A 23857-nucleotide genomic window follows, 5' to 3' on the forward strand; every position below is an offset into this window, starting at 1 on the left:
GCGCCGTTCACTTCAGAATGTCGAGTTCGGCCTGCGTCATACCGTGCGGACTACGTTTGGCCAGCCACGCATGCACCACCGAGAACACCACCGGCAGGAACATCAGCGTCGCGACCGTGCCGATCATCAGACCACCGATCACCGCTCGTCCCAGCGGCGCGTTCTGCTCGCCGCCGTCGCCCATGCCGAGCGCCATCGGCACCATGCCGATCATCATCGCGAGCGCCGTCATCAGCACCGGACGGAAGCGGCCCACGCCCGCCGCCAGCGCGGCCTGCAGCGGCTCCATGCCTTGCGCCAGCCGTTCGCGCGCAAAGCTCACGACGAGAATGCTGTTGGCCGTCGCCACGCCGATACACATCATGGCGCCGGTCAAAGCGGGCACGCTCAGTGTCGTGTTGGTTACGAACAGCATCCACGCGATGCCGGCCATGGCGCCCGGCAGACCGCAGATGATCACGAGCGGATCGATCCACGACTGGAAATTGATCACCATCAGCAGGTACACGAGCAGCACGGCGAAGCCAATGCCCATCGCGAGGCCGTTGAACGAACTCTGCATGGTGTCGACCTGGCCGCGGATCACCACTCGTGCGCCACGCGGCAAGTTAGCCTTCGCGGCATCGACGATGCGCGTCACGTCCGTCGCGACGCCGCCCAGATCGCGTCCTTGCACCGAGCCGTAGATATCGATCACCGGCTGCACGTTGTAGTGCGTGACGACCGCCTGCTGCGTCGTGCGCGTAAATGTGCCCATCGCGCCGAGAATCCCGTTGACGCCGCCTGCGTTGCTGCCCGAGCCGCCGGTGCCCGGCGTGAACGTCGCGGAGAGCGGAATATTGGCCAGCGTCTGCAGCGAATTGATGTCGTACTGCGGAACCTCCGTCATCACCGGATAGCTCACGCCGTTCTGCGGATTGAGCCAGAAGTTCGGCGACGTTTGCGAACTGCCGGACAGTGCGATCAGCAGGCTTTGCGCGACGTCCTGCTGCCGCAGGCCCGCCAGCAGCGCTTTGGTGCGGTCCACGTTGATCGCAATCTCCGGTTGATCGGCCGGCTGCTGGATGCGCAGGTCGACGAGACCCTCGACGCCGTGCAGTTTTGCCTGCAGGTTGTCCGCGAACGTGCGGTCGTCGTCCAGGTTATTGCCGACCACCTGGATGTCGATCGGCGCCGGCAGCCCGAAGTTGAGAATCTGGCTCACCATGTCCGCGGGCAGGAACGAGAACGTCACCGCCGGGAATTTCTCGCCGAGCATCTGACGCAGCTTCTTCACGTACTGCACGGTCGGGCTGTGTTTCGCGTTCAGCGTGATCAGGATGTCTGCATCGGCGGTCCCGATCGGAGCGGAACTGCTATACGACAGGTTGATACCGCTGGTCGGCAGACCGATGTTGTCGACGATGGTCATCAACTGGTCGGCCGGAATCACCGTACGGATGCTGTTCTCGATTTCGTCGGCAAGGCGCGCGGTCTGTTCGATTCGCGTGCCGGTCTTGGCGCGCATATGCAGACGGATCTGCCCTGAATCGATCTGCGGGAAGAAGTCGCGGCCAAGGAACGGCACCAGCGTCAACGAGCCGATGCAGACAATCAGGAAGCCGGCCGCGAAGCGGCGCGGCGCGGCCAGCGCCGCTTCAAGCACCCGCTGGTAACGGCTGCGCAGCCCTTCGAAGCCACGCTCGAAGCCCTGCTGGAAACGCTGGAAGCGGTTCAGCGGCCGTGCGTCCTCGCCGCCCTCTTCACCCGTCTTGTGCGCGCCGCGCAGCAGATACATCGCCAGCGTCGGTACAAGCGTACGCGACAGGAAATACGACGCGAGCATCGCGAACACCACGGCTTCGGCAAGCGGCGTGAACAGATAGCGGGCAACGCCGGACAGCAACATCATCGGCACGAAGACAATGCAGATGGAAAGCGTCGAGATCAAGGTCGGCACGGCGATCTCGCCGGAGCCTTCGAGGATCGCCTGCAATAACGGCTGCCCCTGCTCGATGTGATGCGTCATGTTTTCGATCGCAACGGTTGCGTCGTCCACCAGAATCCCAACCGCGAGCGCCAAACCGCCGAGCGTCATGATATTGATCGTCTGGCCGAGCACCGACAGCAGGATCAGCGACGAGATCATCGCGAGCGGAATCGAGATCGCGATGATCAGCGTCGCGCGCCAGCTGCCGAGAAACAGCAGGATCATCGCCGCCGTCAGGCCCGCCGCGATCAAACCTTCCCGCACCACACCCTGCACCGCCGACTTGACGAAGACCGACTCGTCCGTGACGGTCTGGATATTGAGCGCGGTCGGCATCTGCGAACGAATCCGCGGCAACAGCGCCTTGATGTTGGCGATGATGTCGAGCGTCGAGACATTGCCGCTCTTTTCCACCTCGAGCAGAGCGGCACGCTGGCCGTCATGGCGCACGATGTTGGTCTGGGGCGCAAAGCCGTCGCGCACGGTTGCGACGTCGTGCACATAGGTCACGGTGCCGTCGGGTTGCGTGCGGATCGGCAGCGCGTTGAGTTCCGCCACCGACGTCGCCGCGCCGTTCATGTTCACGTTGTATTCGAAGGTGCCGATCTTCGCCGTACCGCCCGGCAGCACCAGATTCTGCGCGTTGACGGCGTTGACCACGTCGGTCGGCGTCAGGTGCTTGGCCTGCATGGCCTGCGGATCGATGTCGACCATGATCTGCCGGACCTTGCCGCCGTATGGAATCGGCACGGCCGCGCCCTGCACCGTCGCCAGCTGCGTGCGGATAAAGTTGTTGCCGAGGTCGTAAAGCGTCTGTTCCGGCAGCGTCTTGCTCGACAGCGCCAGTTCCATGATCGGCACGGTCGACGCGTTGAACGTCAGCACCATCGGCGGCAGCGTGCCTGGGGGCATGATGCGTAGCAACGACTGGGCGCTCACCGACGCTTCCGTCTCCGCCCGCGTGATGTCCGCGCCAGGGTGAAAGAAGACCTTGACGACGGCGACGCCATTGAGCGACTGCGATTCGATGTGCTCGATATCGCCGACGTCCGAGGTCAGCGCGCGTTCATAAGGCGCGATGATGCGGTGCGCCATATCCTCCGACGACATCCCGTTGTAACTCCACACCACGCTGATGACGGGGATGTTGATATTCGGGAAGATATCGACAGGTGTACGCATGATCATCAGCGGGCCGATGATCACAAGCAGCAGCGCCAGCACAATAAACGTGTAGGGGCGGCGAAGAGCGACTTTGACGATCCACATGATGAAAGCGGCGCCTGAAGGGATGCAATAGCCGCAGTCTAGGGAGTCCCCGTTTGCGTCGAGATTGCCCCTGGATGACAAAGCCGTAATGAACCGCGGGGCGTTGCGCGGGTATCATCGAAGGCGTCTGCGGGGTACACGCGCAGGGCAAACCCAGGACGAATCCATGGCAAATCAATCCGAAAGGCGACTGCGATGAAGGTGCTCGTAATCGAAGACGAACCGAAGGCCGGCGACTACCTCAAGAAGGGGCTCGAGGAGTCGGGCTTTGTAGTGGACGTGGCGCGCAACGGTGTCGACGGCCTGCACCTCGCGCTGGAAGAATCTCACGACGTGATCGTGCTCGACGTGATGCTGCCGGGCATGGACGGCTGGCAGGTGCTGCAGCAGCTACGCGGACGCAAGGACACGCCAGTGCTGTTTCTGACGGCGCGCGACGAGATCGAAGACCGCGTGCGCGGCCTCGAACTGGGTGCCGACGACTATCTGATCAAACCGTTCGCCTTCGTCGAGTTGCTCGCCCGGGTGCGTACGCTGGCGCGGCGCGGGCAGTCCCGGGAAAGCGACACGCTGACGATCGGCGACCTCGAGATCAACGCAAGCCAGCGGAAAGTGCGGCGCGCGGGCCAACGCATCGACCTCACGCCGCGCGAGTTCGCGCTGCTGCATCTGCTGGCGCGGCGCAGCGGCGAAGTACTGAGCCGCACGCAAATCGCCTCGTATGTGTGGGACATGAACTTCGATAGCGACACCAACGTCGTCGACGTGGCGATCCGGCGGCTGCGCTCGAAGATCGACGACAACTATGCGGTGAAGCTGGTGCATACCGTGCGCGGCGTCGGTTACGTGCTCGAAGTGAAGGACGCGTGATGAAACGTATCTCGTTGACAGCCCGGCTCGCTGCCTCGTTTGCGCTGATCACGGTGCTGGTGTTCGGGGTCGGCGGAGGCGTGTTGTACCGGGCGCTGGCCCAGCAGATCCGCACCCAGGACGACTTCGACATGGTGCTGACGGCCCAGCGGTTGAGGCGCCTGACAAGCGAGCTGGATTCGCCGCAAGGCATTACGCTTCATGAGTCCCGGCTCGATAGCCTTGTGATCGGCAATCAGGCCTTCTTTCTGAGAGTGCAGGATTCGAACGGTCACGTCCTGCTCGAGCGCAATCCTTCGCACTTTGCGATTGGCGATCTGCAGAAAGTGAAGCCGACAAACCGGATCTTCCCGCACGACGTCCAGGAATGGCATACCGCCAACGGCCTGACGATGCGCGGTATCTCCACGGATATTGCGCTGGCCGATGGTTCGGTGGTCGACGCGGTGGTCGGACGGGAGATGAGCGACCGTGAGGCCATGCTCGCGCGCTACCGCTACACCGTCATGCTGACCACGCTGGCGGCGCTGATCGCGGCGGCTACGCTTGGCTATCTGGCGGTACGCGCCTCGCTTCGCCCATTGCATGATATTGCCCGAGGCGCCGCGCGCGTGACGGTAGGGAAACTCGATACCCGTCTGCCCTCGGGCAACGTGCCGCGCGAACTGGAGGCGCTGATCGACGCGCTGAATTCGATGCTCGCGCGCCTCGACCTCGGCTTCCAGCGGCTCTCGCAATTCACCGCCGACCTCGCACACGACCTGCGCACGCCGCTCGGCAACATGCGCGGGGCGAGCGAGGTAGCGCTCGCCCGCCTGCGCTCGACCGACGAATATCAGGCCCTGCTGGTGTCGAACGTCGAAGAGTGCGAGCGGCTCTCGCGCATGGTGGAAAACGTGCTGTTTCTCGCCCGCGCCGACAATCCGCAGTACATGACAACGGCTGTGGATTTCCCGGTGCGCGACGAACTGTTGCGCGTGGCCGATTATTTCGAAGGCATCGCAGACGATGCCGGCATTGCGCTGCAGGTGACGGCGAGCGGCGAGTTGCACGCCGATCTCGATCTGTTCCGCCGCGCCGTCAGCAATCTGCTGGCGAACGCGCTGCGTTATACGCCGCGCGGCGACACGGTAACGCTCACGGCAAGCGAGACGCCAACGGGAATGACCGTCACGGTCGCCAATCCCGGCACGCCGATTGCGCCGGAACATCTTGGCCGGCTCTTCGACCGCTTCTACCGCGTCGACGAATCGCGCAGCAATTCGTCCGGTTCGACCGGACTCGGACTTGCCATCGTGCGGACCATCATGGAGCTGCACGGCGGCAGCGCAACCGCCGAGAGCGACACGGCAGCCACGCAGTTCCATCTGCACTTCCCGCTACGCTGAATGGGGATGGAGATGGGTAGCGTCAACCGAACGAGAGACTAGTGCGAGCCAAATCCGCTCACTGAAACGGTCAGGCCTCTCGCGTCGGTGTTATTGCGCAATGAGAGGGCCAGTCGTTGCCGCTGCGCAATGCGCGCGGCAATGGCGAGCCCCAGTCCGCTCCCCGTCCCCTTGGTATGTTCGCCGCGATAGAAGCGGTCGAGGACCCGTTCGAGCTCGGCCTCAGGAATGCCCGGTCCGTTGTCCACCACTTCGAAGCCGAGGCGGCCTGCCGTGCGGGTCAGCACCACGTCGACCTTGCCGCCTTGCGGCGTGTAGCGGATCGCGTTGTCGATCAGGTTATTCAGCAGCACGTCCAGCCCGTGCGGATCCGCCAGCACGTTGCAGGTGTCCTCTTGCGTGACCGGTTGCCGGAACTCGAGGCCCAGGTCAATCTGCTTCTCGTCCGCGAGCAGCGAGAAATCGCTGACGGCCTGCTCGCCCAGTCTCCGCAAACTGACGAACGTCGCTTCGATGGCAGGTTGCGCATCCTCGCGTGCAAGGGTCAGGAGTTGCTGGACGAGCCGGATGATGCGGTTGAGCCGCATGTCGATCCGCTCGAGTGTCTGGCCATCGTCCTTTAACGTGCCGTTTTTCGCAGCCGCCTGCAACTGCAGTTTCAGCGCGGCCAGCGGCGAACGAAGTTCGTGAGCCGCGTCGGCGATAAACGTGCGCTGTGTGTGCGTGGCGACGCTCAGACGGGCCAGCAGATCGTTCACTGCCACAACCAGCGGCCGGATCTCGATGGGCACGTTGCCATCCAGACGCAGCGCGTCGAGCGACTCGAGCGAACGCGTGGCGAGCAAACGCGACAACCCGCCGACCGGCGCAAGGCCGCGCGCCACCACGAGCAGCACCAGCAGGATCGTCACGGGCACGAACACGCCCAGCGGCCACAACGTGTGCAACGCCAGTTGTATGGCCAGGTCTTCCCGTACCGATACCGGCTGCGCGACCTGGACGAAGCGATCCGACTGCTGCAGGCCGAATACGCGCCAATGATCCTCACTCCGTTCGATGGTGCGGATGCCGGCCGGCAAACGTCCGAGTACAGCCGACTGCCGTGAGTGATAAACGAGCGTCCCCGTCTTGTCCCAGATCTCGATGAGGATCCGGTCGTCCGAAATGCCGCCGACCCGTTCGTCCTCCCTTTCGACCGTTTCCGCCGCTTCGACATTCAGAGGCAGCGACAAGGCGACGGTACGCAGTTCGTAGTCGAACAGTTCACCCGCTTCTTCGCGAGCCGTATGAAAGATCGCCAGGGCGGCAATGCCGGAGGCGGCGGCAAGACCGCAAATGAGCCAGCCGAGCAGCCAGCGGCGGATGGACTTCATCCAAGCCTCTTCAGACGATAGCCGACGCCGCGCACCGTCGCGATCTGGTCTGCGCCGATCTTGCGCCGCAGGCTGTGCACGTGCACCTCGATCGTATTGCTGCCCACTTCCTCGCCCCATCCGTACAACTTGTCCTCCAGCTCAGCCCGGGTGAACACGCGCGCAGGCTCTTCGATCAGCGCCTGCAGCAAGGCGAACTCGCGCGGCACGAGCGCGATCAGCACGCTGTCTTTGGTCACTTCATGGGCCGCGGGATCGAGCGACAGTTTGCCATGCGTATAGACCGGCTGCTTCTGTCCGGTGCGCCGCCGCAACAGGGCTCGTGCTCGGGCTGCGAGTTCGTCGAGATCGAACGGCTTGATCAGGTAGTCGTCCGCGCCGGCATCCAGACCGCGAACCCGGTCGTTCACCGCGTCGCGCGCGGTCAGGATGATGACCGGAGCCGCACCGCCTTGCCTGCGATAGCCACTGAGCAAATCGACGCCGTCTTTGCCGGGCAGGCCAAGGTCCAGCAGGACAAGGTCATAGACGCCGTTGCCGAGCGATAGCTCCGCGGCCCGTCCGTCTTGTGCCCAGTCGATTGCGTAGCCTTCGCGCCGCATCGATTCGAGCACGGTCTCCGCAATCATTTCATCGTCTTCTACCAGAAGCAGACGCATTGCGCCCCCCGCGTTGTCGCCGGATGCCATTGTCGCGCATTCGGGCTTAACCGTCCCTTAAGCCTCGCCTAAGCGTTCGTTCAATATCATCCCCCTTCCATAGAGGAGTGCGATATGAAACCACACACGGCAAGCCTGGTCAGGCACGCTGTCAGCAAAGTCCCCGAAGTCACGCTCGGCTTCTGGGCCATCAAGGTGGCGGCCACCACGCTGGGCGAAACCGGCGGCGACTGGGTCTCGATGTCGCTGAACCTTGGCTACCTGGTCGGCTCGGCAATCTTCCTCGTATTGTTCATCGGCCTCGTTTGCGCACAGGTGCAGGCACGAGCGTTTCATCGCTTCCTGTACTGGGCCACCATTGTCGCCACGACGACGCTGGGCACGACCCTGGCTGACTTCGCCGATCGCTCGCTAGGTGTCGGCTATCCTGGCGGCGCCGCCATCGTCATGGCGTTGTTGATCGTCAGTCTGGCGATATGGTATCGATCGGAGGGAACGGTGTCGGTCGAAAGCATCGTCACAGGCAAGGCCGAATGGTTTTACTGGATCACCATCCTGTTCTCGCAGACGCTCGGAACGGCGCTTGGAGACTGGGTGGCGGGTGAGGACCGCGGCGGTCTCGGCATCGGCTACGAATACGGCGCCATGCTTTTCGGCGCAGGCCTCGTCGTCGTGGCCGCGCTATATTTCTGGACGCGCGTGTCCCGCACGGCGCTCTTCTGGTCAGCGTTCGTTCTGACGCGTCCGCTCGGCGCGACGTTGGGCGACTTCCTCGATAAACCCGCGGCGCAGGGTGGCCTGCAGATTAGCCGGTTATATGCATCCGCAATCCTGCTGGCGGTAATCGTAGTTTGCGTCGTGCTGATTCCACAGCGATCCGCTCGGCGCGATCCGGCAGTGTGACCCGGCACGGTGTGTGCAGTTGATGCGCATATCTTTAATCACGCCTTTAATCGCGAGTCAATATAGTGGAATAAACCCTGATTTCCAGCGTAGCCGGCGCTCGCCGGTTTCGTCAAAAAAACGACACTCGTCAATAGAACTCATTGCGTGCGCAACCATTAGTACGGCTTTATCGTAAAATCTCCCCGCGGCGGAAGAGAGATTAAGCGGACCATGTCCGCATTAAGCGCGCGCAATGACGGGTGATAACGGCCTCCCCGTTTCGCCCAGAGGGCCATCGCCTGCGTCTCGAACGCCATTCAAAGAAATCAATTCTTCAACAAAAAATTACGTGGAGAGACAGATGAAGAAAACCCATCTCATGACATGCACGGGTGCAGCCGCACTCATCCTGTTCGCCCCCAATGTATTCGCACAGAGTTCGGTCACGCTGTACGGCATCGTCGATACGAGCGTCCGTTATCTGACGAATGCAGACTCGGCGAATAACAATCAGATCTCAATGGGCGAAGGCGTCGAAACGCCGAGTCGTTGGGGCTTGAAGGGCAGCGAAGATCTGGGCGGCGGTCTGTCGGCGATTTTCAAGTTGGAAAACCAGTTCCAGCTCTGGTCGGGCAAGCTCGACAACACCAACAACACGCTGTTCCAGCGCAACGCGTATGTCGGGCTGTCGAGCAACCAGTACGGCGCAGTCACGGTCGGTCGCCAGCAGACACCGTTCTTCGACATGATGGGCAACATCTACGACCCGATGACAGTCGGCGATTACTGGCAGGATAACTGGGTGTATAACCCGGTAGGCCCGTTCCTGTTCACGAACAGTTCCGTCAAATACAACGGTCATTTCGGTGGCCTGAATGTCGAAGGCATGTATGGCTTTGGCGGCGTGCCGGGCAGCACGGGCGAGAACAGCATGTACGGCCTCACCGCGTCGTACGCCGTCGGTCCGCTGTCGGCCGACGTGGGCTTCCAGCAAAACGACGTCTCGGGCAAGAAGTTCAACATCGTGAACGTAAGCGCCGTCTACGCGTTTACCTCGGACGTGAAATTCCTCGCCGGCTGGCTGCACTCGCAGGACAACACCGGCCTCGCCGATCTCGACATGCAGCAAGCCGGCGCACCGGTGCTGCCGCGCGTGAGCCCGAACCGCATCGACGACAGCTTCTACGTCGGTTCGACCTGGCAAGTGACGTCGCCGCTCGCGTTGACGCTGGCGGGCTACTACGATCACGCCCGTAACGCGGCCACGCTCGACGGCGCGCTCGGCGTAGGTATCAACTACTCCGCTACGGTGCTGGCCGAGTACTCGCTGTCCAAGCGCACGGAAGTGTACGGCACGGTCGACTTCACCCGTGGTACCGGCGCGTTCCTGGCCGACTACCCGGGCCGCAATAACCAGACCGGCGTCGCAGTCGGCCTGCGCAATATTTTCTGACGCTGCACCGATCCGACAGGCGGACGTGTGCGGTCGTATGCTTTACGCCGCCTCGTCGGGTTCAAAATAAAAAAACGGCGCATTGCTGCGTAGCAATGCGCCGAGACGCGCCTCTCGTGGCTGCGTGAAAAGCATCGGCAGCCAGGCTGCCGGTTCGAGATTAGAACGAGTGTTGAATCCCCGCGTACACGCCGGTCTGGCTGTGACCCGGCACCGGATTCTCATTGAACGAACCATCGCTCAGGCCGCCAGCGCCTTCGTTATTGGCATCAAGACCGAAGTTCGCCGTCTGGCTGTTGCGCACCGTCGCGATCTGGATATCGAACAGCGTCCGCTTGGACAGGTTATACGTGCCGCCGACCGTATAGATGGTCGCATTGCCGCCGCCGTTGTTCGTATTCACGTGGTAGACCGCCGCGATGAGCGCGGCAGCCGGCGTGGCTTGATACGTCACACCGCCCCACTCCATGTCCGCCGTGGTCGGCGCGGTCGGCGAGCCCGCCGGCGTGACTACGCCTCCCGAGGTCCGCTCAGCCGTGTAAGCGGCTTGCACCTTGATGTTGCCGAGAAACAGGTTGGCGCCGACAAAGTATTCACGCGATGCCGTGAACGGATTGTCCAACTGACCATTGAGCGGGTCGCGAATTTCGTCGTAGATGCCGCGCAACTGGAACAGCGAATTCGTATACGTCAACTGCATGCCGTCTGTACGCCCGGTTGCCGCGCCCGGCACGCCGGCGTTGAAGTCCGTCGAGTTCGACAGCCCATACTGACCGTACACGTCGAAGCCGTCGAACTTGGGCGACTGGTACGAAATGTTGTTGCTGGTGTGTTCCCAGTTGCGGCCGCGAACCAGCGAAGCCGACGACCAGTTGGACTGGCCGAACGGATCGAAGTCCCAGTCGCCGTTGGCGATCTGCAGTTGCCGACCCAACAGCATCGTACCGAAGGCATCATTCGACAAGCCTACGTTCGCAATCCGGTCGAACAGCGAACCGGACAGGCCTAAAGAGCCCGTAGCAGTACTGAATGCTCCTTCCAGCTGAAAAATCGCCTTGTTGCCGCCACCCAGATCCTCGACCCCTTTCAAACCCCACAGACTGGTACCCCAGTCCCCGCTTTCCTGCCGCCAGCGCGAAGTGGAACCCGTGCCGTTATTGTTCGGCAAGCCACTCATGTACTCGATACCGGCATCCAGACGGCCATATAGCGTGACGCTGGTCTGAGCCTGTGCAACAGCGCCGGCCGACATCAATGCGACGGCCAGCAAAGTCCTCTTCGACTTCATCATCTCCTCCATACCCTGTTAAATGGAACACCAACTGCGCGGGATTCTGCCTGCGCCAGCAGCGCCGGACAGGCATCAATTCTTTAACGGGCGCTCATGCAGGGGCGACACAGCATTCGTCACGGATGACACAGGCATTGCACCCGCATCCGGTCTCCTGTCTGTACTCCGCCCAACGTGGAGCGAAACTACATTTATTTGGGATTCATTTACTACTTTGATTACCAGTCTACCAAAACACGCTTTTTCGGACACAAGAATCAACAACAGTTGTGACCGATGTTCCAATCCCGCAACATGACCGAATTGAATGCAGATATCGGCTCCATTCACCGAAATGGCGCTGAAACACAGCGTCTTCCGGGAAAAGCGCCCGAAATTTTTCGCATCGTGGCGATTAGACAGGAATCGAAGAAAAGTGGATTATCGAATTCGATAACAATCGAGTAAAGCGACACCACAACACGAATTTTATTTCCAATTCAGGAATAGATATTTTCGTGTTCTGAAGGTAACCGGAGGAATACCGCGTTTCTGATCTGCGAACCTGATCAGCCAGGCACGCCCACCGGTATCAGAGGCATGGCTTGCCGCGCGGCCGGCAGCCGGTTGCGGCGCACAGGGTCGAGCCGGTAGCCGTAGTTGTAGATCGGGCTCAGGGCGTAATCGGCGTCGGCGCGCAACTGGAGCTTCGAGCGGATCGCGGAGATGTGCGCCGTCATGGTGCGCACGTTGATACGCTCGTCGTGACGCCAGACCGTTCCTGCGATGTAGACCCGCGACACCGGTCTCGCGACGTTCCTGAACAGCAGCAAGGCAAGCTGGAACTCCTTCTGCGTCAGCGAGACGCGCCTGCCGCCCACCAGGACGCTTCGCCCGTGCGGCTCGAAGACGTACCGGCCGAATGCCATCGGGCCCGACGTCGCGTACCGGTCCCATGCCCGGCTGAGCGTGCTCTTGACGCACGCCACCAGTCCGCGCGCGGACACGGGCTTGACGAGATAACCGTCCGCATCCCGGCTCAGTCCCGCTAGGCGGTGCTCGTCAGTGCCGACGAACAGCATCGGCCGGTCGGGCGAGAGCGCCTGCGCCAGATAGCCAAGCCGTTCGTCATCGAGTCCGTCGCTGTCGATAATCGACATATCGGACTCGCCGGCCCAAGGGCTTTCGAGCAGGACATCAATACTGCAATAACCCCGGCAGTGATAACCAGCCTGCCGAAGCGTATTGTTCAACGACCACGAATTATCCGGGTCATTTTCGAAAGTTAACAGTTTCATCGATCTAATCGCATCAATAATTGGCATGAACCCACACGTGGGAAGCTTGATAAGCCGTTGCGTAGTTTTATTTAGGCGCATTCAAATCGGGTGTCAAGCGATGGGCCACGAGCCGCATGGTCATTCAGGCGATATTATTTCCGGGAGCGGCAAAACTGTTTTGCCGGATATCGCAGCAATAAGGAAAATCGCCATCAAGATACAATAATGGCGTTTCCGAATGGGCGGCCTGGCGGTTTGTCCCACGTCCCTCTCGCCGGCGAAGTCAATGCCGGCGCCCTACTGTTCAACCCATTCACCGGCTCAATGCACTTGCAGTTGCGCGCGCAGCCGTGGACAGCCTCCAACCGGAAACGGCCCGAAGCCCATCGCCATGACGTGGGCCTGTGCCTAACCTTCTACTCGTAGTCAGGATTCCGATGGACACCTTGGAAAGCATGCGAATGTTCGCCCGCGTCGTAGAGGCCGGCAGCTTCACAAAGGCCGCGTCCCTTGCATCGGTGACCACACCGCAGGCATCGCGCGCGATCACGGATCTGGAGTCGCGACTGCATACACGGCTGCTGCACAGAACCACGCGGCATTTGTCGCTCACTGAAGCGGGCGAGCGCTATCTGCAACACTGCGAACAGATTCTGGCCCAGATCGATCTGGCCGAGGCCGAAGCAGCCGGCGCCGGCGCCCAGCCTTCCGGCAAATTGCGGGTTCATGCGACCACCAGTTTCGGCCAGCATCATCTGGCGCCGCTGATCGCACGGTACCGCAAGCGGTTTCCCGAGGTCATGATCGATCTCGTGCTTGCCCAGCGCGTGCCCGACATCATCGACGAAGGGTTCGACGTTTCGGTTGTCGTGGCGCGCGAACTGGCCGACTCGGCGCTGGTGTCGCAACGCATCGGCAGCGTGTATACGATTCTGTGCGCGTCCCCGCGCTACCTGTCGAAGCATGGCACGCCGCTGCGGCTCGTCGACCTGAACAAACACACCTGCCTGCAACTGATCCTGCCCGATGTGCCGCTCGGGCAATGGCATTTCGAGGGCGAGGACGAGACGGTGTTTCGTCATGTGCGGCCCGCGCCGCTCACGGTCAACGTTGCAGAGGCACTCGGCGAGGTCATTCGCGCGGGCATGGGAATCGGACCGTTGCCGATCTCGGTGGCGCTGCCGGGCTTGCGCGACGGCAGCCTGGTTCGCGTGTTGCCGGGCCACCGCCTGCGGGCCAACAACATCTATGCGATGTACGCGTCGCGCCGCTACCTCGACGCGAAGATCAGGACCTTCGTCGAGTTCTTGCGGGACGAGGTGCCGCTCGCGCTGGCCGAACAGGATGGAGAATTGCTCTCCATGGCGGGCAGCCTCGTGAAGGAGCCGTATTCGATCTGAGCGCGCGTGCCCGCGTACTTAACCACTAGCGTGGCGTGCTGCGCGTGCTCTTCCGCGGGCTTGCAGCGCGAGGCGCCTCTTTACCGGCCGGCGCGCCGCCGCTGTTGATCTGCTCCATCCACGACAAGGCGTCGACGTACGAGAGGAACTGCTGCAGATACCCCGGTGACAGCTCGCGCATCAGCGAAAGCGACCGGTGCACGAGACTGCTCGAATTGAGCGGACCGGCATTGCCGGGCACTTGTTGCAACGACTGCCGCAACTGTCTTTCCGTACCGAGCCTGGACCAGACTTCCCTGAAATACCCGAGTATCTCGAGCTCCGGCCAAGGGGCCGGCTGGGGTGTGAGCTGGCCCGCTGCGAAAGCAGGTGCCTCCGCCGTCGACGCACGGCTTGCAATGTGATCGAGCAGAACACCCAAGGCTGCGCGAGTGGGGCCACCTGACTGCGGTGCGCTGGCCGCGTTGCGCGCGCCACTCGCACTGCCCGCAGCATCGGCCACGAATGCGGTCTTCCCGAGATCCTCGGCATACGCCGCGAGCAGGCCAGCTACCCTTGCGTCGAGGATGCGCCGCGCCTCGCCGCTATAGCCGGCCGCCCGCCGATCCAGCGCTTCGATGAAATGAAAGCGTACGGGATCCATGCGCTCGGCGCCGCGCTCGCGCCACGCGTCGAGCGTGGCGCGAGCCTCGCTTGCCGCAGCGCCGCTTGCAGCACTCACAGCGCTCGCACCCTTCACGCCGCTACTCACCGGATTTCACCGTCGCATTTGACGGCTTTGGAATCGGCGCCAATTCAACGCGCCGGTTCCTGGCCCGGCCAGGCTCGTCGGCATTCGAACTCACGGGCTCCTGCGAACCGAACGCCGCCGCAAACACCGAGGAAGCCGGAATGCCCGAGTCGATCAAGGCACGCGTCACCGTCAACGCGCGCTGCGCCGACAGTTCCCAGTTGTCGGCAAAGCGACGGTTCGCCTCGCCCACCTGGCGGTCGTCGGTGAAGCCGCTCACCATCAGGATCTCGCCACGCGCCTGGAGATAGGCGGACAGCGGTCCCGCGAGGCTCTTCAACACCTCCCGGCCTTCGGGCTGCAACTGATCGGAGTTCAGCGCAAACAGCACGCTGCCGCTGATGCCGATACGTCCGTTGACGAGTGTCACCCGGCCCGCCGCCAGCGGCACCGCGAGCGCCTGTTCGAGGGTCTTGCGGCGCTGCGTCTCCATCTGCCGCTGCTTGACCTCCTGGTCGAGCCGCGTCGAAAGCTCCAGTTGCACGCCGATGACAGCCACCAGGATCAGCACGAAGGCGCCCAGCAGCACCGACATCAGGTCGGCGAAGACAGGCCAGATCGGCGCCGCCGTTTCGATGCCGCCGTCAATATCCTCGCTCATGCCGCTTCAACTCCGGCGGATGCCCGCCGGCCGGCGAGCTGCTGCAGGTCTTCGACGATCTGCTTCTGCGACATCATGCTCAGGTCGATGACTTCGCGCGCCTGCGCCACGTAATAGGCCAACTGTTCGTCGCTGCGCGCGAGGGACTTGTCCAGCGCGGCTTCGATACGTTGCAGGTGGTCCACCAGCTTGCCGTTCGACTCGCCGAACACGTGGACGGCCGCCCCGAACGCATCGCCGAGGCTCGCCACTTCGACTGCGCTGCCGGTGACCTGGGCCGCAACCGAGCCCAGCTTGCCGGTCTCGAGCTCGACCTTGTCCGCGAACTGCGTGCCGACGCGGTCCAGCAGATCCGCCGTCGTGGTGACGAGCGCATCGACTGCCGAGCGTTGTTCGGTCGAGGCGTGGTTCACGGCATCGAGCAGGGTCTCCACCGTGGCGAGCAGGCGGCTGCGCTCTTCCAGCATCGCGGTGTCGCGGGCCATGCTCTCGGAGAGCTTCTGACGCAGTTCGGCGACGACTTCGGCAGCGGCCTTCGGCGCTTCCGAGGCCACCTGCACAAGCTGGGAGATCTCGGCGATGGTGCTGCTGGCGTGCGCCTGGGTCTGCGCCGAGATATCGCGCGCGGTCTGCGCCAGTGTGTCGCAAATCTCCTGCTGGCGGCTCGCGGTACGCGTGCCCGTCTGTTCCCACTCGCGGCTCAAGGTCGCGGCCAGCGAACCGAGCGACTCGGTCCAGACGGCGAGGCGCTGCTGGTCGCGCGAAGCCAGTTCCGTCTGCAAGTCCGCATGCGACTGACCCACCGTGCGCAGCAACGACGCCGAATGCTGCTCGAAGGTCGCCGCGGCTGCCGCCAGGGCTTGCTCGTTGTGGCTCGACAGCTTTTCGCTGACGCGTTCCTGGCGCACCAACGCCTCGTTCCAGGCTTCCGACACCTTGCCCGCGGTCGCGTCCAGACGCGCGGAGACGCCCTCCAGCAGGCCCGCGGAGCGTTGCTCGAAGGTTGAGGTGAAGCGCTCCAGCGAGCCGCGCAACTGCTCGGCAAGCGCCTCGTTCGAGCGCTGCTGCCCGGCCAGTGCCTGATTCCAGATATCCGCTACGGTTGTGGTGGTGGCCGCGAAGCCGGACGACAGTCCATCCAGTTGCCGCTGCACGGCGTGGGTGACGGTGTCGTGCAATCCGGCCGTCTCGCGCGCGAGCCCCGCCATGGTGGCCTCCATGACCGGCTTGAGCGCCGCGCTGGCGGCGCGGGCGCTGTCGGCCACGCTCGACTTCAACGACTGCTCCACGTTGGCAGCGAGGCGCGCGTAGGCCGCCTCGGTCTTGCCGTGGAAAGTATCCTGGGCGGCGATCTGCCGCTCGTTCAGGGCGAGGCTCTGGCGCTCGATGGTCGCCATCATCGTCTGCAGACGGTCCACCAGTGTAGGCATCACCTCGGCCTGGCGCTGCAGGAGCTTGAAGCTTTCCTCGCGCTGATGGCTCTGCGAGTAGATGCGCAATGCCGATCCAATCTTGACGTCGAGCGTTTGCCCGGCGTCGATCCGCTCGCGCCGGCACAAGGCCGAAAGCAGCCCCAGCATCGCAGAGGCGGCCACGCCCGCAATCGAGGTGCCGAAGGCAAAGCCCAGGCCCTTGACCGGCGCCGCCAGCGACGCGCGGATGGCCTGCAGGTCCGTCGCGCTCTCCAGCGCCATGCCGGTGCCCCTCAGGGTCGCCACCATACCCAGCAGCGTGCCGAACATGCCCAGCAACACGAGCAGGCCGACCAGATAGGGCGTGAGCGCCGGCCCCGGCAGCGCCACGCGCTCTCCTTCGACGCGCAGACGCACCGCATTGCGCAGACTGGGATGCAAAGGCTCGAGCCACGCGCCGAGGCTGCGCGGCGGTTCGGACAGGCTCGTCACGGCGCGCGTCAGCGTGGCCGTGGCCTGGCTGTAGCGTTGCAGTTCGAGCGCGCCGGCTACATAGCAGGCGCCAATCAGCAGCGTGACGGCCAGCGCAAGCGGGTTGGAGACGACATAACCGGCGCCGATCCAGCAAACAGCCACGAGACCGGCGAGGAAAACAACGAGATTGAGATATCTGGACATAGTGTCCCAGTTAGCGGGTAAGAAGGGCCGCGAGCAACCCTTCGACCGGTTGAAAACGAACATCCAGTTCGGCAAGCAATACGCTCTGCATATCCTTGCGAAACACGTCGAGCCATGCGCCGGCTCTGACCCCTGCCGCATCGCCAGCCGCGACGGCGGCGGCGGATTCGGCGGCGGCCAGCGCCTCCCGCTCGGCGCCGCGCAGGCGCTCGAAGTGCCCTGCGAGCAGGCCGGGCACGGTGGCGAGCAGGTTGTGCTCGCGGGCACCCAAGGCACGCTCCATGACCGCATCCACCACCGCGAGCCGCGCCATGGCAGGGGTGCGGGCCGCCAGCATGGTTCGCAAGCGGCCGCGCAGGTTGCCGATGGTGGTCTCCATGGTCTGCTGGATGGACTGATAGCGCTGCCGAAACACCGCATAGTCGAGCGCCGCATCCGCCGCGACATCCTGGACGGGCGCTTGCGCGGGCGCACGCCGCTTCGCAGCGGCAAACGTGCTATCGCCGGCGATGGCCTTCGCGAGCGAAGCGCGCACGCGGGCGCACTCGGCCTCCTCCGCGTGGCCGTCGGCTCGCGCGCCGGCCGCTGCGGCGGACGGCTGGCCGCCCCGCGGCGCACCGCCCGCCGGATGGCCGTTCAGCGGCGTGCCGCCCAGCGCCGTCGACAACCCAATGGCGTCGGTCCAGCCGAGCCACTGGCTAAGCCGGTCCGAGAGCGATTGGCTGGATTCGGGGACATCGAGGTCCGTCAGGCGGGCAAGGACGCGAATGAGCGCCGGGCCGCTGAAGGCTGTGCGCTGTGGGGCTTGCAACATACCACCAGATTCAAAAAAGTCAGCAGTTTACACGCTGGCGAGGTGGAAGCCGCCGAAGCGCGAGGAATGGGGTGACCGAGAGGAGGACTTTTGGCGCAACCGGGACACCACGCGCACGTTGCGCATGCGGTCTTCACGCCGATACGTCGACAAAAGAAACGGTCGCTCCAGACCATGAAATCCGGAGCGACCGCGAGAGGAGAAGACTACTGCATGATTCGATTCAACACACTGCGGCTTAGAACTTGTACGTTGCCCCCACTTGCAGGTAACGGCCCAGGTACGTGTACAGCGACTCGTCGTAACCGGTCAGCGTGGCGGAACTGGCGTTGAGCCATTCCGGATCGTACGGAGGCGCCTTGTTGAAGATGTTGTTCACGCCGCCGTAGATGGTCCAGTGCTTGAAGCCCGTGTAGGCCACATTCAGGTTGAACTGGCTAAACGACGCGGTGGAATAGTCGAGACCCAGCGCGTTCGAGTACGGACCGGTGTACTGCCATGCCAGATCGGCCGTCCATTGGTGGAAATTCCACGACAGGTCCGTGTTGCCCTTCCAGCGCGGGAACGAGCCGCCAAACGGTTGCGCATAGGTCAGGTTGTTACCCGCGCCGTCAACCGAGGTCACGCCGCCGAGCCCGTCGATCGTGAAGTGCCACACATAGGCCCAGTCTGCCGACAGCTTGAACGTACCGATCTTGGTCGGCAGCGACTGCGAGAACGTCATTTCGAAGCCGTCCGTATCGAACGAGCCGAGGTTTTCGTACTCGTTGACCTCGTAGGCAATCGAGCCGTCCGAGTTGTAGACAGTGCCCGACGGATCCAGCACTGTGCCAATGGCGTTGTCGACGTGAATCTTGTACCAGTCGACACCCACGTCGGTCGTACGCGTCGGCGACAGTTCAAAGCCCACGTTGTAGTTCTTCGTGCGTTCCGGCTGCAGATCCGGGTTGCCCTTGGTGATGACGTTTTCCTCCGCGCCACCAGGACCGACCGGCTGGATGCCGAGGTTCGACGAGTTCGTATTCTCGAGGAATTCCGGTGCGCGGAAGCCACGGGTGTACGACGCATAGGCGGTCAACTGCTGGATCGGCTGGAACCGCAACGCGAAACGCGGCGAGAACGCGCCGCCGAAGTCGCTGTAGTGGTCATAGCGGCCCGACTGGCTGAACGTCAGCATCTTGTTGATCAGCGGCACGTCGACCTGGTAATACACGGCGGCAACATTGCGCTCGCCGGCTACTTCCTGGAGGTTCGGGTTCAACACCTCACCGGTCGTGTAGGCGCCGCCCTCTTCGATCAGCTCGCTTTCGTGCAGGAACTGCGCACCCACACCGAAGCCGACATCACCGGTCGGGATATGGAACAGGTTCGGCGTCGACAGGGTTGCGTCCAGCGCGTCGAGCTTGGAAATGCCGAGGTTGTCCGCCGAGGTCAGAATGCTGCTCAGGGCAGCCGGCGTGGCGGACGGATTAACGAAGTTAAACGTGCCGTTATTCAGCGCGGTGGTCAGGGCATTCTCGTTGATCACACCATTGAGCGTGTTGCTCACCGTGCTCATCGAATGGGTGTAGCCCGTATTCCAGTCCCAGTCCTCCGCACCCGTGGAGAAGGTCCCCTTCACGCCCATTGCCGCACGCCAGTAGTTCGAATCGGTCACCGAGTTATACGTCGCCGGCAGGGTACCAAACAGTTCCTGCGCCACGCCCGTCGTGTTGTACGGATTGTTAGCCGGCACAGTCACCGTGTAAGGAGTCACGGTCTTGGTGACCGGGTTGTACGAGAGCGAGTCGCCGAGGACGACGGGGCCGTCGCTCGTAGTCGTCGTATTGTTGCTTTCCCACAGGTCGGCGTAGGCCGTCATCTGGTCGTTGATCTTGAAGTCCGCGTGGACCTTGGCGTTAAAACGCTCGGTCATCGGATCGACCGAATAGTCTTCGGCTGTGTTTCGCAGACACACGTTACCGCCCGTTGCCGCGCCCGCTTGCGTCACGGTCAGGCTGCTCGAATACGGAACAAGCGAGCCGCCGCCGCAGCCGAAGGGCACCGACGCCACACCCGTGGTCGGATTCAGGAAATACGTCGGCGTCTGCACATTGCCGCCATACGCCTTGCCGGTGTAGTCCTGATTCTCGGTTGTATCGCGGTCGGCAAGCGTGAAGCCGTTGTCCTTGTAGTAGCTGGCGGTCGCGGTGATGTTGTAGCCATCGGACGTCAGGTTGCCGAAGCCCCCGAGGACGCTGAACTTGGTGGTGCCGGCGCCTCCTTGCGTGGCGCCGCCATAGCTGCCGTCGAGCTGCAGGCCCTGGAAATCATGCTTCGTGATGATGTTCACGACACCGGCAATCGCGTCCGAGCCGTATTGCGACACCGCACCGGTCTTGACGACTTCGATGCGATCAATCGCGCTCAGCGGCAGGGTATTCAGGTCGAAGAACTGGTCCGTGCCGTTGACGGCAAATGCGAACGGCGCAACCCGTTGGCCGTCGACGAGCACCAGCGTGTACTTTTCGCTCAGGCCGCGCAGCGCGATACCGGAACCGCCGGCGGCAAAGCTGTCGGCATTCGCCTCACCCCAGCTATTGGCCGAATTGGCCGAGATGGCGCGCATGTAATCGGCCACGCTCTGTTCGCCCGATTCCTGGATATCCTTGTTCGAAATCACCTGAACCTGGTTGAAGCCGGTCTTATCCGCCTGGCGGATCAGCGAGCCCGTCACCTGGAACGTCTGGAGCTGCTTGACGTTCTTGCCGCTGCTCGTGGCGGTCGAAGTCGCCGCCGCTCCCGAAGCCGCGGCCGGTGCGGCTGCGGCGGCCGTACCCGACGCCGCGGTTGCAGGCGCAGCAGGTTGACTCTGCGCGAATGCCGGAACCGCGATCACTGTCGACAGTGCCAGTTCGGCCCAGATTGTTCTTCTAATGGCGATTGCCAATGCCCGTTGCTTCATCTCACTCCTCACACTTGTCAGTAAGGTCATACGTTGTTATGCGGAGAGACGCTTTTTGGACCTCTCTCCGCGATTCACGGCGTCGCAACGTCGCGACGCCGCATCCCGGTAAGCGCTGCTCCGGCGCGTCTTCTGGCACAAGTCAGCGCGCGCTCGAAGCAACGAAAATGCCGCTTAATATTTATTTCTATTACGGATTACTAAATTTCATTTCAAACAGTTACCAGATAATATTTCCGGTAAGGATTTTTAAGCCCTTTTCCCTGCGACGCGGCCGGCGCAGGCATGACCTCTGCCTGCACCTTGTGCATGTTTCGAGAGAAGATGGGTTGCGCGTCAAGCAACGCGCGGCCATGAGTTCCAGCAGGCACCGCCGGTTAGGTCCATGACCAGGATGCTTGCTACAAAGAGTGACTCGTCATCACGCGGCAACAATACATTGATCAAAATTTATTTGATCAACATAAAAACTTTTTGTCGGGTAAACCGTCTGCGCCGCGCAACAGTGAAAGCGTCGGGCGTTCGCCAACAGCGTGGCTACGGAGGGCCCTCGCAGGGGCGAAAGACGCGATGCGGCGCGGTGATTGAAGGCGTCGCACGCAGTGCGACGCTATAGGGAGGGATGCGGAGGGATTGGGATGGCGGGAGTCTTACCGCGCCTTACCTGAGTGCGGCAACGCGCTGCAGATAGCCTTGCGCCGAAGACTTACCAACGCTTACGAAGTCGTCTGCAGCAGACGCAAGCCTCGGTTCATGCGGCGACCTTGCGCTCCACGCCGAGGGGCAATTCAGGCATGTCGCGATCGGACTGCGGTACGGAACCCGGCCGGCGATGCACGTCGTGCGTCACGAAACCCTGTTCGCGGCTCGGCACGTCGAACCAATCCCGATGAGCAAACGAATCGCGAATGTCTTCGAGACCGCTTTCCCAATGCTCGTGCATCGTGTCGCTGCTGAACTCGTAGTCCTTGTAATGCCCCTCATACGGCTTGTTCTTGTAGATGAGATGCACCACATTGATTGCGCTGCCGTCGGCGGCCTCTTCGGCGAGACGGAATAGCGGATCGGTTTTGCGCACATCGGCCGGAACATGCGCGAGCAGTTCCTTGATGAAACGTGCGTGCTTCTGGCGATCCGCCAGCATGCTGGTAATCGCTCGCGTACGGCTCGAGTACTGGATGTCTTTGGCACGCTCCGACACGTCGAGGAAATCCCCCGGTGCCTTGCCGCTCGCGCTCCACAGATCCACCTGAAAAACCAGTGCATCCTTGTGGTCGGCATCGCGCAGCACCTCGGTCAACGGCGTGTTGGAAACGAGGCCGCCGTCCCAGTAGTATTCGCCGTCTATCTCAACCGCCGGAAAACCCGGCGGCAAAGCGCCCGACGCCATGAAGTGCTCCGGTTCCAGACGCATCTTCGTGTTGTCGAAGTACACCAGGTTGCCGGTGCGCACATTCACCGCGCCGACCGACACGCGAATGTCGCCATCGTTGATGCGGTCGAAATCGGCGAACTTCAACAGCGTTTCTTTTAGCGCGGCCGTGTCGTAATAGCTGACCACGTTGGGGCTTTGCTTGCCGAAGCCGGCCATCGGCAACGGCACGCGCGGGGCAAAGAAGCCTGGCTGGCCCTCCGTCAACGCGCGCCCCGCGGCCCACATGCTGGCCCACTTGCGCGACAGGTCTTGCAGCCCCATGACGGGTAGCGCCAGGGCGCCCAGGCCGCCGAGCCAGTCGCGTGGATGGCAGATCGCATTCCAGAAGCCGCGTAACGCTTCCACGCGCTTCTCCGGCGCATTACCGGCAATGATCGCGGTATTCAATGCACCGATCGAGACGCCGGCGATCCAGTGCGGTTGCACACCGGCCTCGGCCAGACCTTCGTAGACGCCGGCCTGGTAGGATCCCAGCGCGCCGCCGCCCTGAAGCACGAGGGCAATTTCATCGTAGCGCGGCAGCACGAACGCATCCGGCTGCCGGTTAGTTTTTGTTGTGCTGCTGCGCATACGTAACCCCTTATTGCATGAACCAGCCGTGGCTGACGACCACCGACTGCCCGGTGAGCGCATTCGATTCGAAACCGGCAAGGAACGCAACCGTATTGGCGACGTCCTCGACCGTGGTGAATTCACCGTCGACGGTTTCCTTGAGCATCACGTTCTTCACGACTTCGGCTTCGGAAATGCCGAGCTCCTTGGCCTGCTCGGGAATCTGCTTGTCGACGAGCGGGGTGCGCACATAGCCCGGACACACCACGTTCGCGCGCACGCCTCGCGGGCCGCCTTCCTTGGCGACCACGCGGGCTAGTCCGAGCAAGCCATGCTTGGCCGTCACATAGGCGGACTTCAGCTTCGACGCCTCATGCGAATGGACCGAACCCATATAGACGATCGAGCCGCCCTTGCCGCCCGCGTACATATGCTTGATCGCCGCCTTGGTGGTGAGGAAGGCGCCATCCAGATGGATCGCCAGCATCTTCTTCCAGTCGGAAAACGCATACTCCTCGATGGGCGCGACGATCTGGATCCCCGCGTTCGAGACGAGCACGTCGAGGCTGCCCAGTTCCTGCACCGCGCGCTCAATCCCGCTATTCACCGCTTCTTCGTTCGTGACATCCATCGCGACGGCCAGCGCCTTGCCGCCCGCGGCGGCGATGCTGCTCGCGACCTTCTGCGCGTTCTCGAGATTCAGGTCGGCGATCACCACTGCGGCGCCGAGACTCGCGAGCTTGCGTGCGCATTGCTCGCCGATACCGCTTGCTGCGCCGGTTACAAGCGCGACTTTATTGTTCAACGACATGTTG

Annotated in this window: 17 protein-coding genes; 5 read left to right on the forward strand and 12 right to left on the reverse strand. The window is 62.7% G+C overall.

The window, feature by feature from the left end; genetic code table 11:
* Window positions 1-7 precede the first annotated feature (7 nt).
* Complete coding sequence (locus BUS12_RS16695; RefSeq protein WP_074296737.1) at window positions 8-3238, reverse strand: efflux RND transporter permease subunit; 3231 nt, start codon at window positions 3236-3238, stop codon at window positions 8-10.
* A 195-nt stretch (window positions 3239-3433) separates the two neighbouring features.
* Here BUS12_RS16695 and BUS12_RS16700 point away from each other — a divergent pair, with 195 nt between their 5' ends.
* Together BUS12_RS16700 and BUS12_RS16705 are read left to right on the forward strand one after the other, a co-directional pair.
* Window positions 3434-4108 (forward strand): heavy metal response regulator transcription factor, encoded by a 675-nt coding sequence (locus BUS12_RS16700; protein ID WP_074296738.1) that lies wholly within the window; start codon window positions 3434-3436, stop codon window positions 4106-4108.
* On the forward strand, window positions 4108-5496 hold the full coding sequence (locus BUS12_RS16705; protein ID WP_074296740.1) for a heavy metal sensor histidine kinase: 1389 nt from the start codon (window positions 4108-4110) through the stop codon (window positions 5494-5496). The genes BUS12_RS16700 and BUS12_RS16705 overlap by 1 nt, the downstream gene beginning before the upstream one ends.
* Window positions 5497-5534: 38 nt before the next feature.
* On the opposite strand, the gene BUS12_RS16710 is transcribed toward BUS12_RS16705, so the two are convergent.
* Window positions 5535-6869, reverse strand: coding sequence for a sensor histidine kinase (locus BUS12_RS16710; protein ID WP_074296742.1), 1335 nt, complete (start codon window positions 6867-6869; stop codon window positions 5535-5537).
* Entirely contained in the window at window positions 6866-7528 is a 663-nt protein-coding gene (locus BUS12_RS16715; protein ID WP_074297609.1) for a response regulator, read from the reverse strand. The genes BUS12_RS16710 and BUS12_RS16715 overlap by 4 nt, the downstream gene beginning before the upstream one ends.
* Before the next feature lie 114 nt (window positions 7529-7642).
* Here BUS12_RS16715 and BUS12_RS16720 point away from each other — a divergent pair, with 114 nt between their 5' ends.
* Both BUS12_RS16720 and BUS12_RS16725 read left to right on the forward strand, forming a co-directional pair.
* Window positions 7643-8431 (forward strand): COG4705 family protein, encoded by a 789-nt coding sequence (locus BUS12_RS16720; protein WP_074296744.1) that lies wholly within the window; start codon window positions 7643-7645, stop codon window positions 8429-8431.
* 343 nt (window positions 8432-8774) lie between these two features.
* Complete coding sequence (locus BUS12_RS16725) at window positions 8775-9866, forward strand: porin (RefSeq protein WP_074296746.1); 1092 nt, start codon at window positions 8775-8777, stop codon at window positions 9864-9866.
* A 160-nt stretch (window positions 9867-10026) separates the two neighbouring features.
* On the opposite strand, the gene BUS12_RS16730 is transcribed toward BUS12_RS16725, so the two are convergent.
* Both BUS12_RS16730 and BUS12_RS16735 read right to left on the reverse strand, forming a co-directional pair.
* A complete protein-coding gene (locus BUS12_RS16730; RefSeq protein ID WP_074296748.1) occupies window positions 10027-11166 on the reverse strand; it encodes a porin in 1140 nt (379 codons plus the stop codon).
* A 539-nt stretch (window positions 11167-11705) separates the two neighbouring features.
* Complete coding sequence (locus BUS12_RS16735) at window positions 11706-12296, reverse strand: response regulator transcription factor (protein ID WP_074296750.1); 591 nt, start codon at window positions 12294-12296, stop codon at window positions 11706-11708.
* A 557-nt stretch (window positions 12297-12853) separates the two neighbouring features.
* On the opposite strand from BUS12_RS16735, the gene BUS12_RS16740 reads away from it, so the two are divergent.
* Entirely contained in the window at window positions 12854-13816 is a 963-nt protein-coding gene (locus BUS12_RS16740) for a LysR family transcriptional regulator (protein WP_074296752.1), read from the forward strand.
* A 25-nt stretch (window positions 13817-13841) separates the two neighbouring features.
* Here the strand turns inward: BUS12_RS16740 and BUS12_RS16745 are convergent, their stop codons facing one another.
* From BUS12_RS16745 to BUS12_RS16775, 7 genes are all read right to left on the reverse strand, one after another.
* Complete coding sequence (locus BUS12_RS16745) at window positions 13842-14537, reverse strand: DUF2894 domain-containing protein (RefSeq protein WP_074297611.1); 696 nt, start codon at window positions 14535-14537, stop codon at window positions 13842-13844.
* Between the two features lie 22 nt (window positions 14538-14559).
* Window positions 14560-15207, reverse strand: coding sequence for an OmpA family protein (locus BUS12_RS16750; RefSeq protein ID WP_074296754.1), 648 nt, complete (start codon window positions 15205-15207; stop codon window positions 14560-14562).
* Window positions 15204-17297 carry a DUF802 domain-containing protein gene (locus BUS12_RS16755; RefSeq protein ID WP_074296757.1) on the reverse strand — a complete coding sequence of 698 codons (2094 nt, stop codon included), beginning with the start codon at window positions 17295-17297 and terminating at the stop codon, window positions 15204-15206. Before BUS12_RS16755 ends, BUS12_RS16750 begins: the two co-directional genes overlap by 4 nt.
* A 10-nt stretch (window positions 17298-17307) precedes the next feature.
* Complete coding sequence (locus tag BUS12_RS16760) at window positions 17308-18111, reverse strand: DUF3348 domain-containing protein (RefSeq protein WP_074296760.1); 804 nt, start codon at window positions 18109-18111, stop codon at window positions 17308-17310.
* Between the two features lie 238 nt (window positions 18112-18349).
* Entirely contained in the window at window positions 18350-21055 is a 2706-nt protein-coding gene (locus BUS12_RS16765; RefSeq protein ID WP_074296762.1) for a TonB-dependent receptor, read from the reverse strand.
* Window positions 21056-21806: 751 nt separating this feature from the next.
* The gene (locus BUS12_RS16770; RefSeq protein ID WP_074296764.1) at window positions 21807-23060 is read right to left on the reverse strand and encodes a DUF3734 domain-containing protein; all 1254 of its coding nucleotides are present in this window, start codon (window positions 23058-23060) and stop codon (window positions 21807-21809) included.
* Window positions 23061-23070: 10 nt separating this feature from the next.
* Complete coding sequence (locus BUS12_RS16775; protein ID WP_074296767.1) at window positions 23071-23853, reverse strand: 3-hydroxybutyrate dehydrogenase; 783 nt, start codon at window positions 23851-23853, stop codon at window positions 23071-23073.
* Between the last annotated feature and the right edge of the window lie 4 nt (window positions 23854-23857).

Source organism: Paraburkholderia phenazinium (genome assembly GCF_900142845.1).
GTDB lineage: Bacteria > Pseudomonadota > Gammaproteobacteria > Burkholderiales > Burkholderiaceae > Paraburkholderia > Paraburkholderia phenazinium_A.

Bases quoted from the DNA above. Each gene is read 5' to 3' on its own strand.
- BUS12_RS16760 (WP_074296760.1), bottom strand. From the start codon at position 18,111: ATGTTGCAAGCCCCACAGCGCACAGCCTTCAGCGGCCCGGCGCTCATT.
- BUS12_RS16700 (WP_074296738.1), top strand. From the start codon at position 3,434: ATGAAGGTGCTCGTAATCGAAGACGAACCGAAGGCCGGCGACTACCTC.
- BUS12_RS16710 (WP_074296742.1), bottom strand. From the start codon at position 6,869: ATGAAGTCCATCCGCCGCTGGCTGCTCGGCTGGCTCATTTGCGGTCTT.
- BUS12_RS16705 (WP_074296740.1), top strand. From the start codon at position 4,108: ATGAAACGTATCTCGTTGACAGCCCGGCTCGCTGCCTCGTTTGCGCTG.
- BUS12_RS16735 (WP_074296750.1), bottom strand. From the start codon at position 12,296: ATGTCGATTATCGACAGCGACGGACTCGATGACGAACGGCTTGGCTAT.
- BUS12_RS16765 (WP_074296762.1), bottom strand. From the start codon at position 21,055: ATGAAGCAACGGGCATTGGCAATCGCCATTAGAAGAACAATCTGGGCC.
- BUS12_RS16740 (WP_074296752.1), top strand. From the start codon at position 12,854: ATGGACACCTTGGAAAGCATGCGAATGTTCGCCCGCGTCGTAGAGGCC.
- BUS12_RS16720 (WP_074296744.1), top strand. From the start codon at position 7,643: ATGAAACCACACACGGCAAGCCTGGTCAGGCACGCTGTCAGCAAAGTC.
- BUS12_RS16725 (WP_074296746.1), top strand. From the start codon at position 8,775: ATGAAGAAAACCCATCTCATGACATGCACGGGTGCAGCCGCACTCATC.
- BUS12_RS16730 (WP_074296748.1), bottom strand. From the start codon at position 11,166: ATGGAGGAGATGATGAAGTCGAAGAGGACTTTGCTGGCCGTCGCATTG.
- BUS12_RS16775 (WP_074296767.1), bottom strand. From the start codon at position 23,853: ATGTCGTTGAACAATAAAGTCGCGCTTGTAACCGGCGCAGCAAGCGGT.
- BUS12_RS16750 (WP_074296754.1), bottom strand. From the start codon at position 15,207: ATGAGCGAGGATATTGACGGCGGCATCGAAACGGCGGCGCCGATCTGG.
- BUS12_RS16755 (WP_074296757.1), bottom strand. From the start codon at position 17,297: ATGTCCAGATATCTCAATCTCGTTGTTTTCCTCGCCGGTCTCGTGGCT.
- BUS12_RS16695 (WP_074296737.1), bottom strand. From the start codon at position 3,238: ATGTGGATCGTCAAAGTCGCTCTTCGCCGCCCCTACACGTTTATTGTG.
- BUS12_RS16715 (WP_074297609.1), bottom strand. From the start codon at position 7,528: ATGCGTCTGCTTCTGGTAGAAGACGATGAAATGATTGCGGAGACCGTG.
- BUS12_RS16770 (WP_074296764.1), bottom strand. From the start codon at position 23,060: ATGCGCAGCAGCACAACAAAAACTAACCGGCAGCCGGATGCGTTCGTG.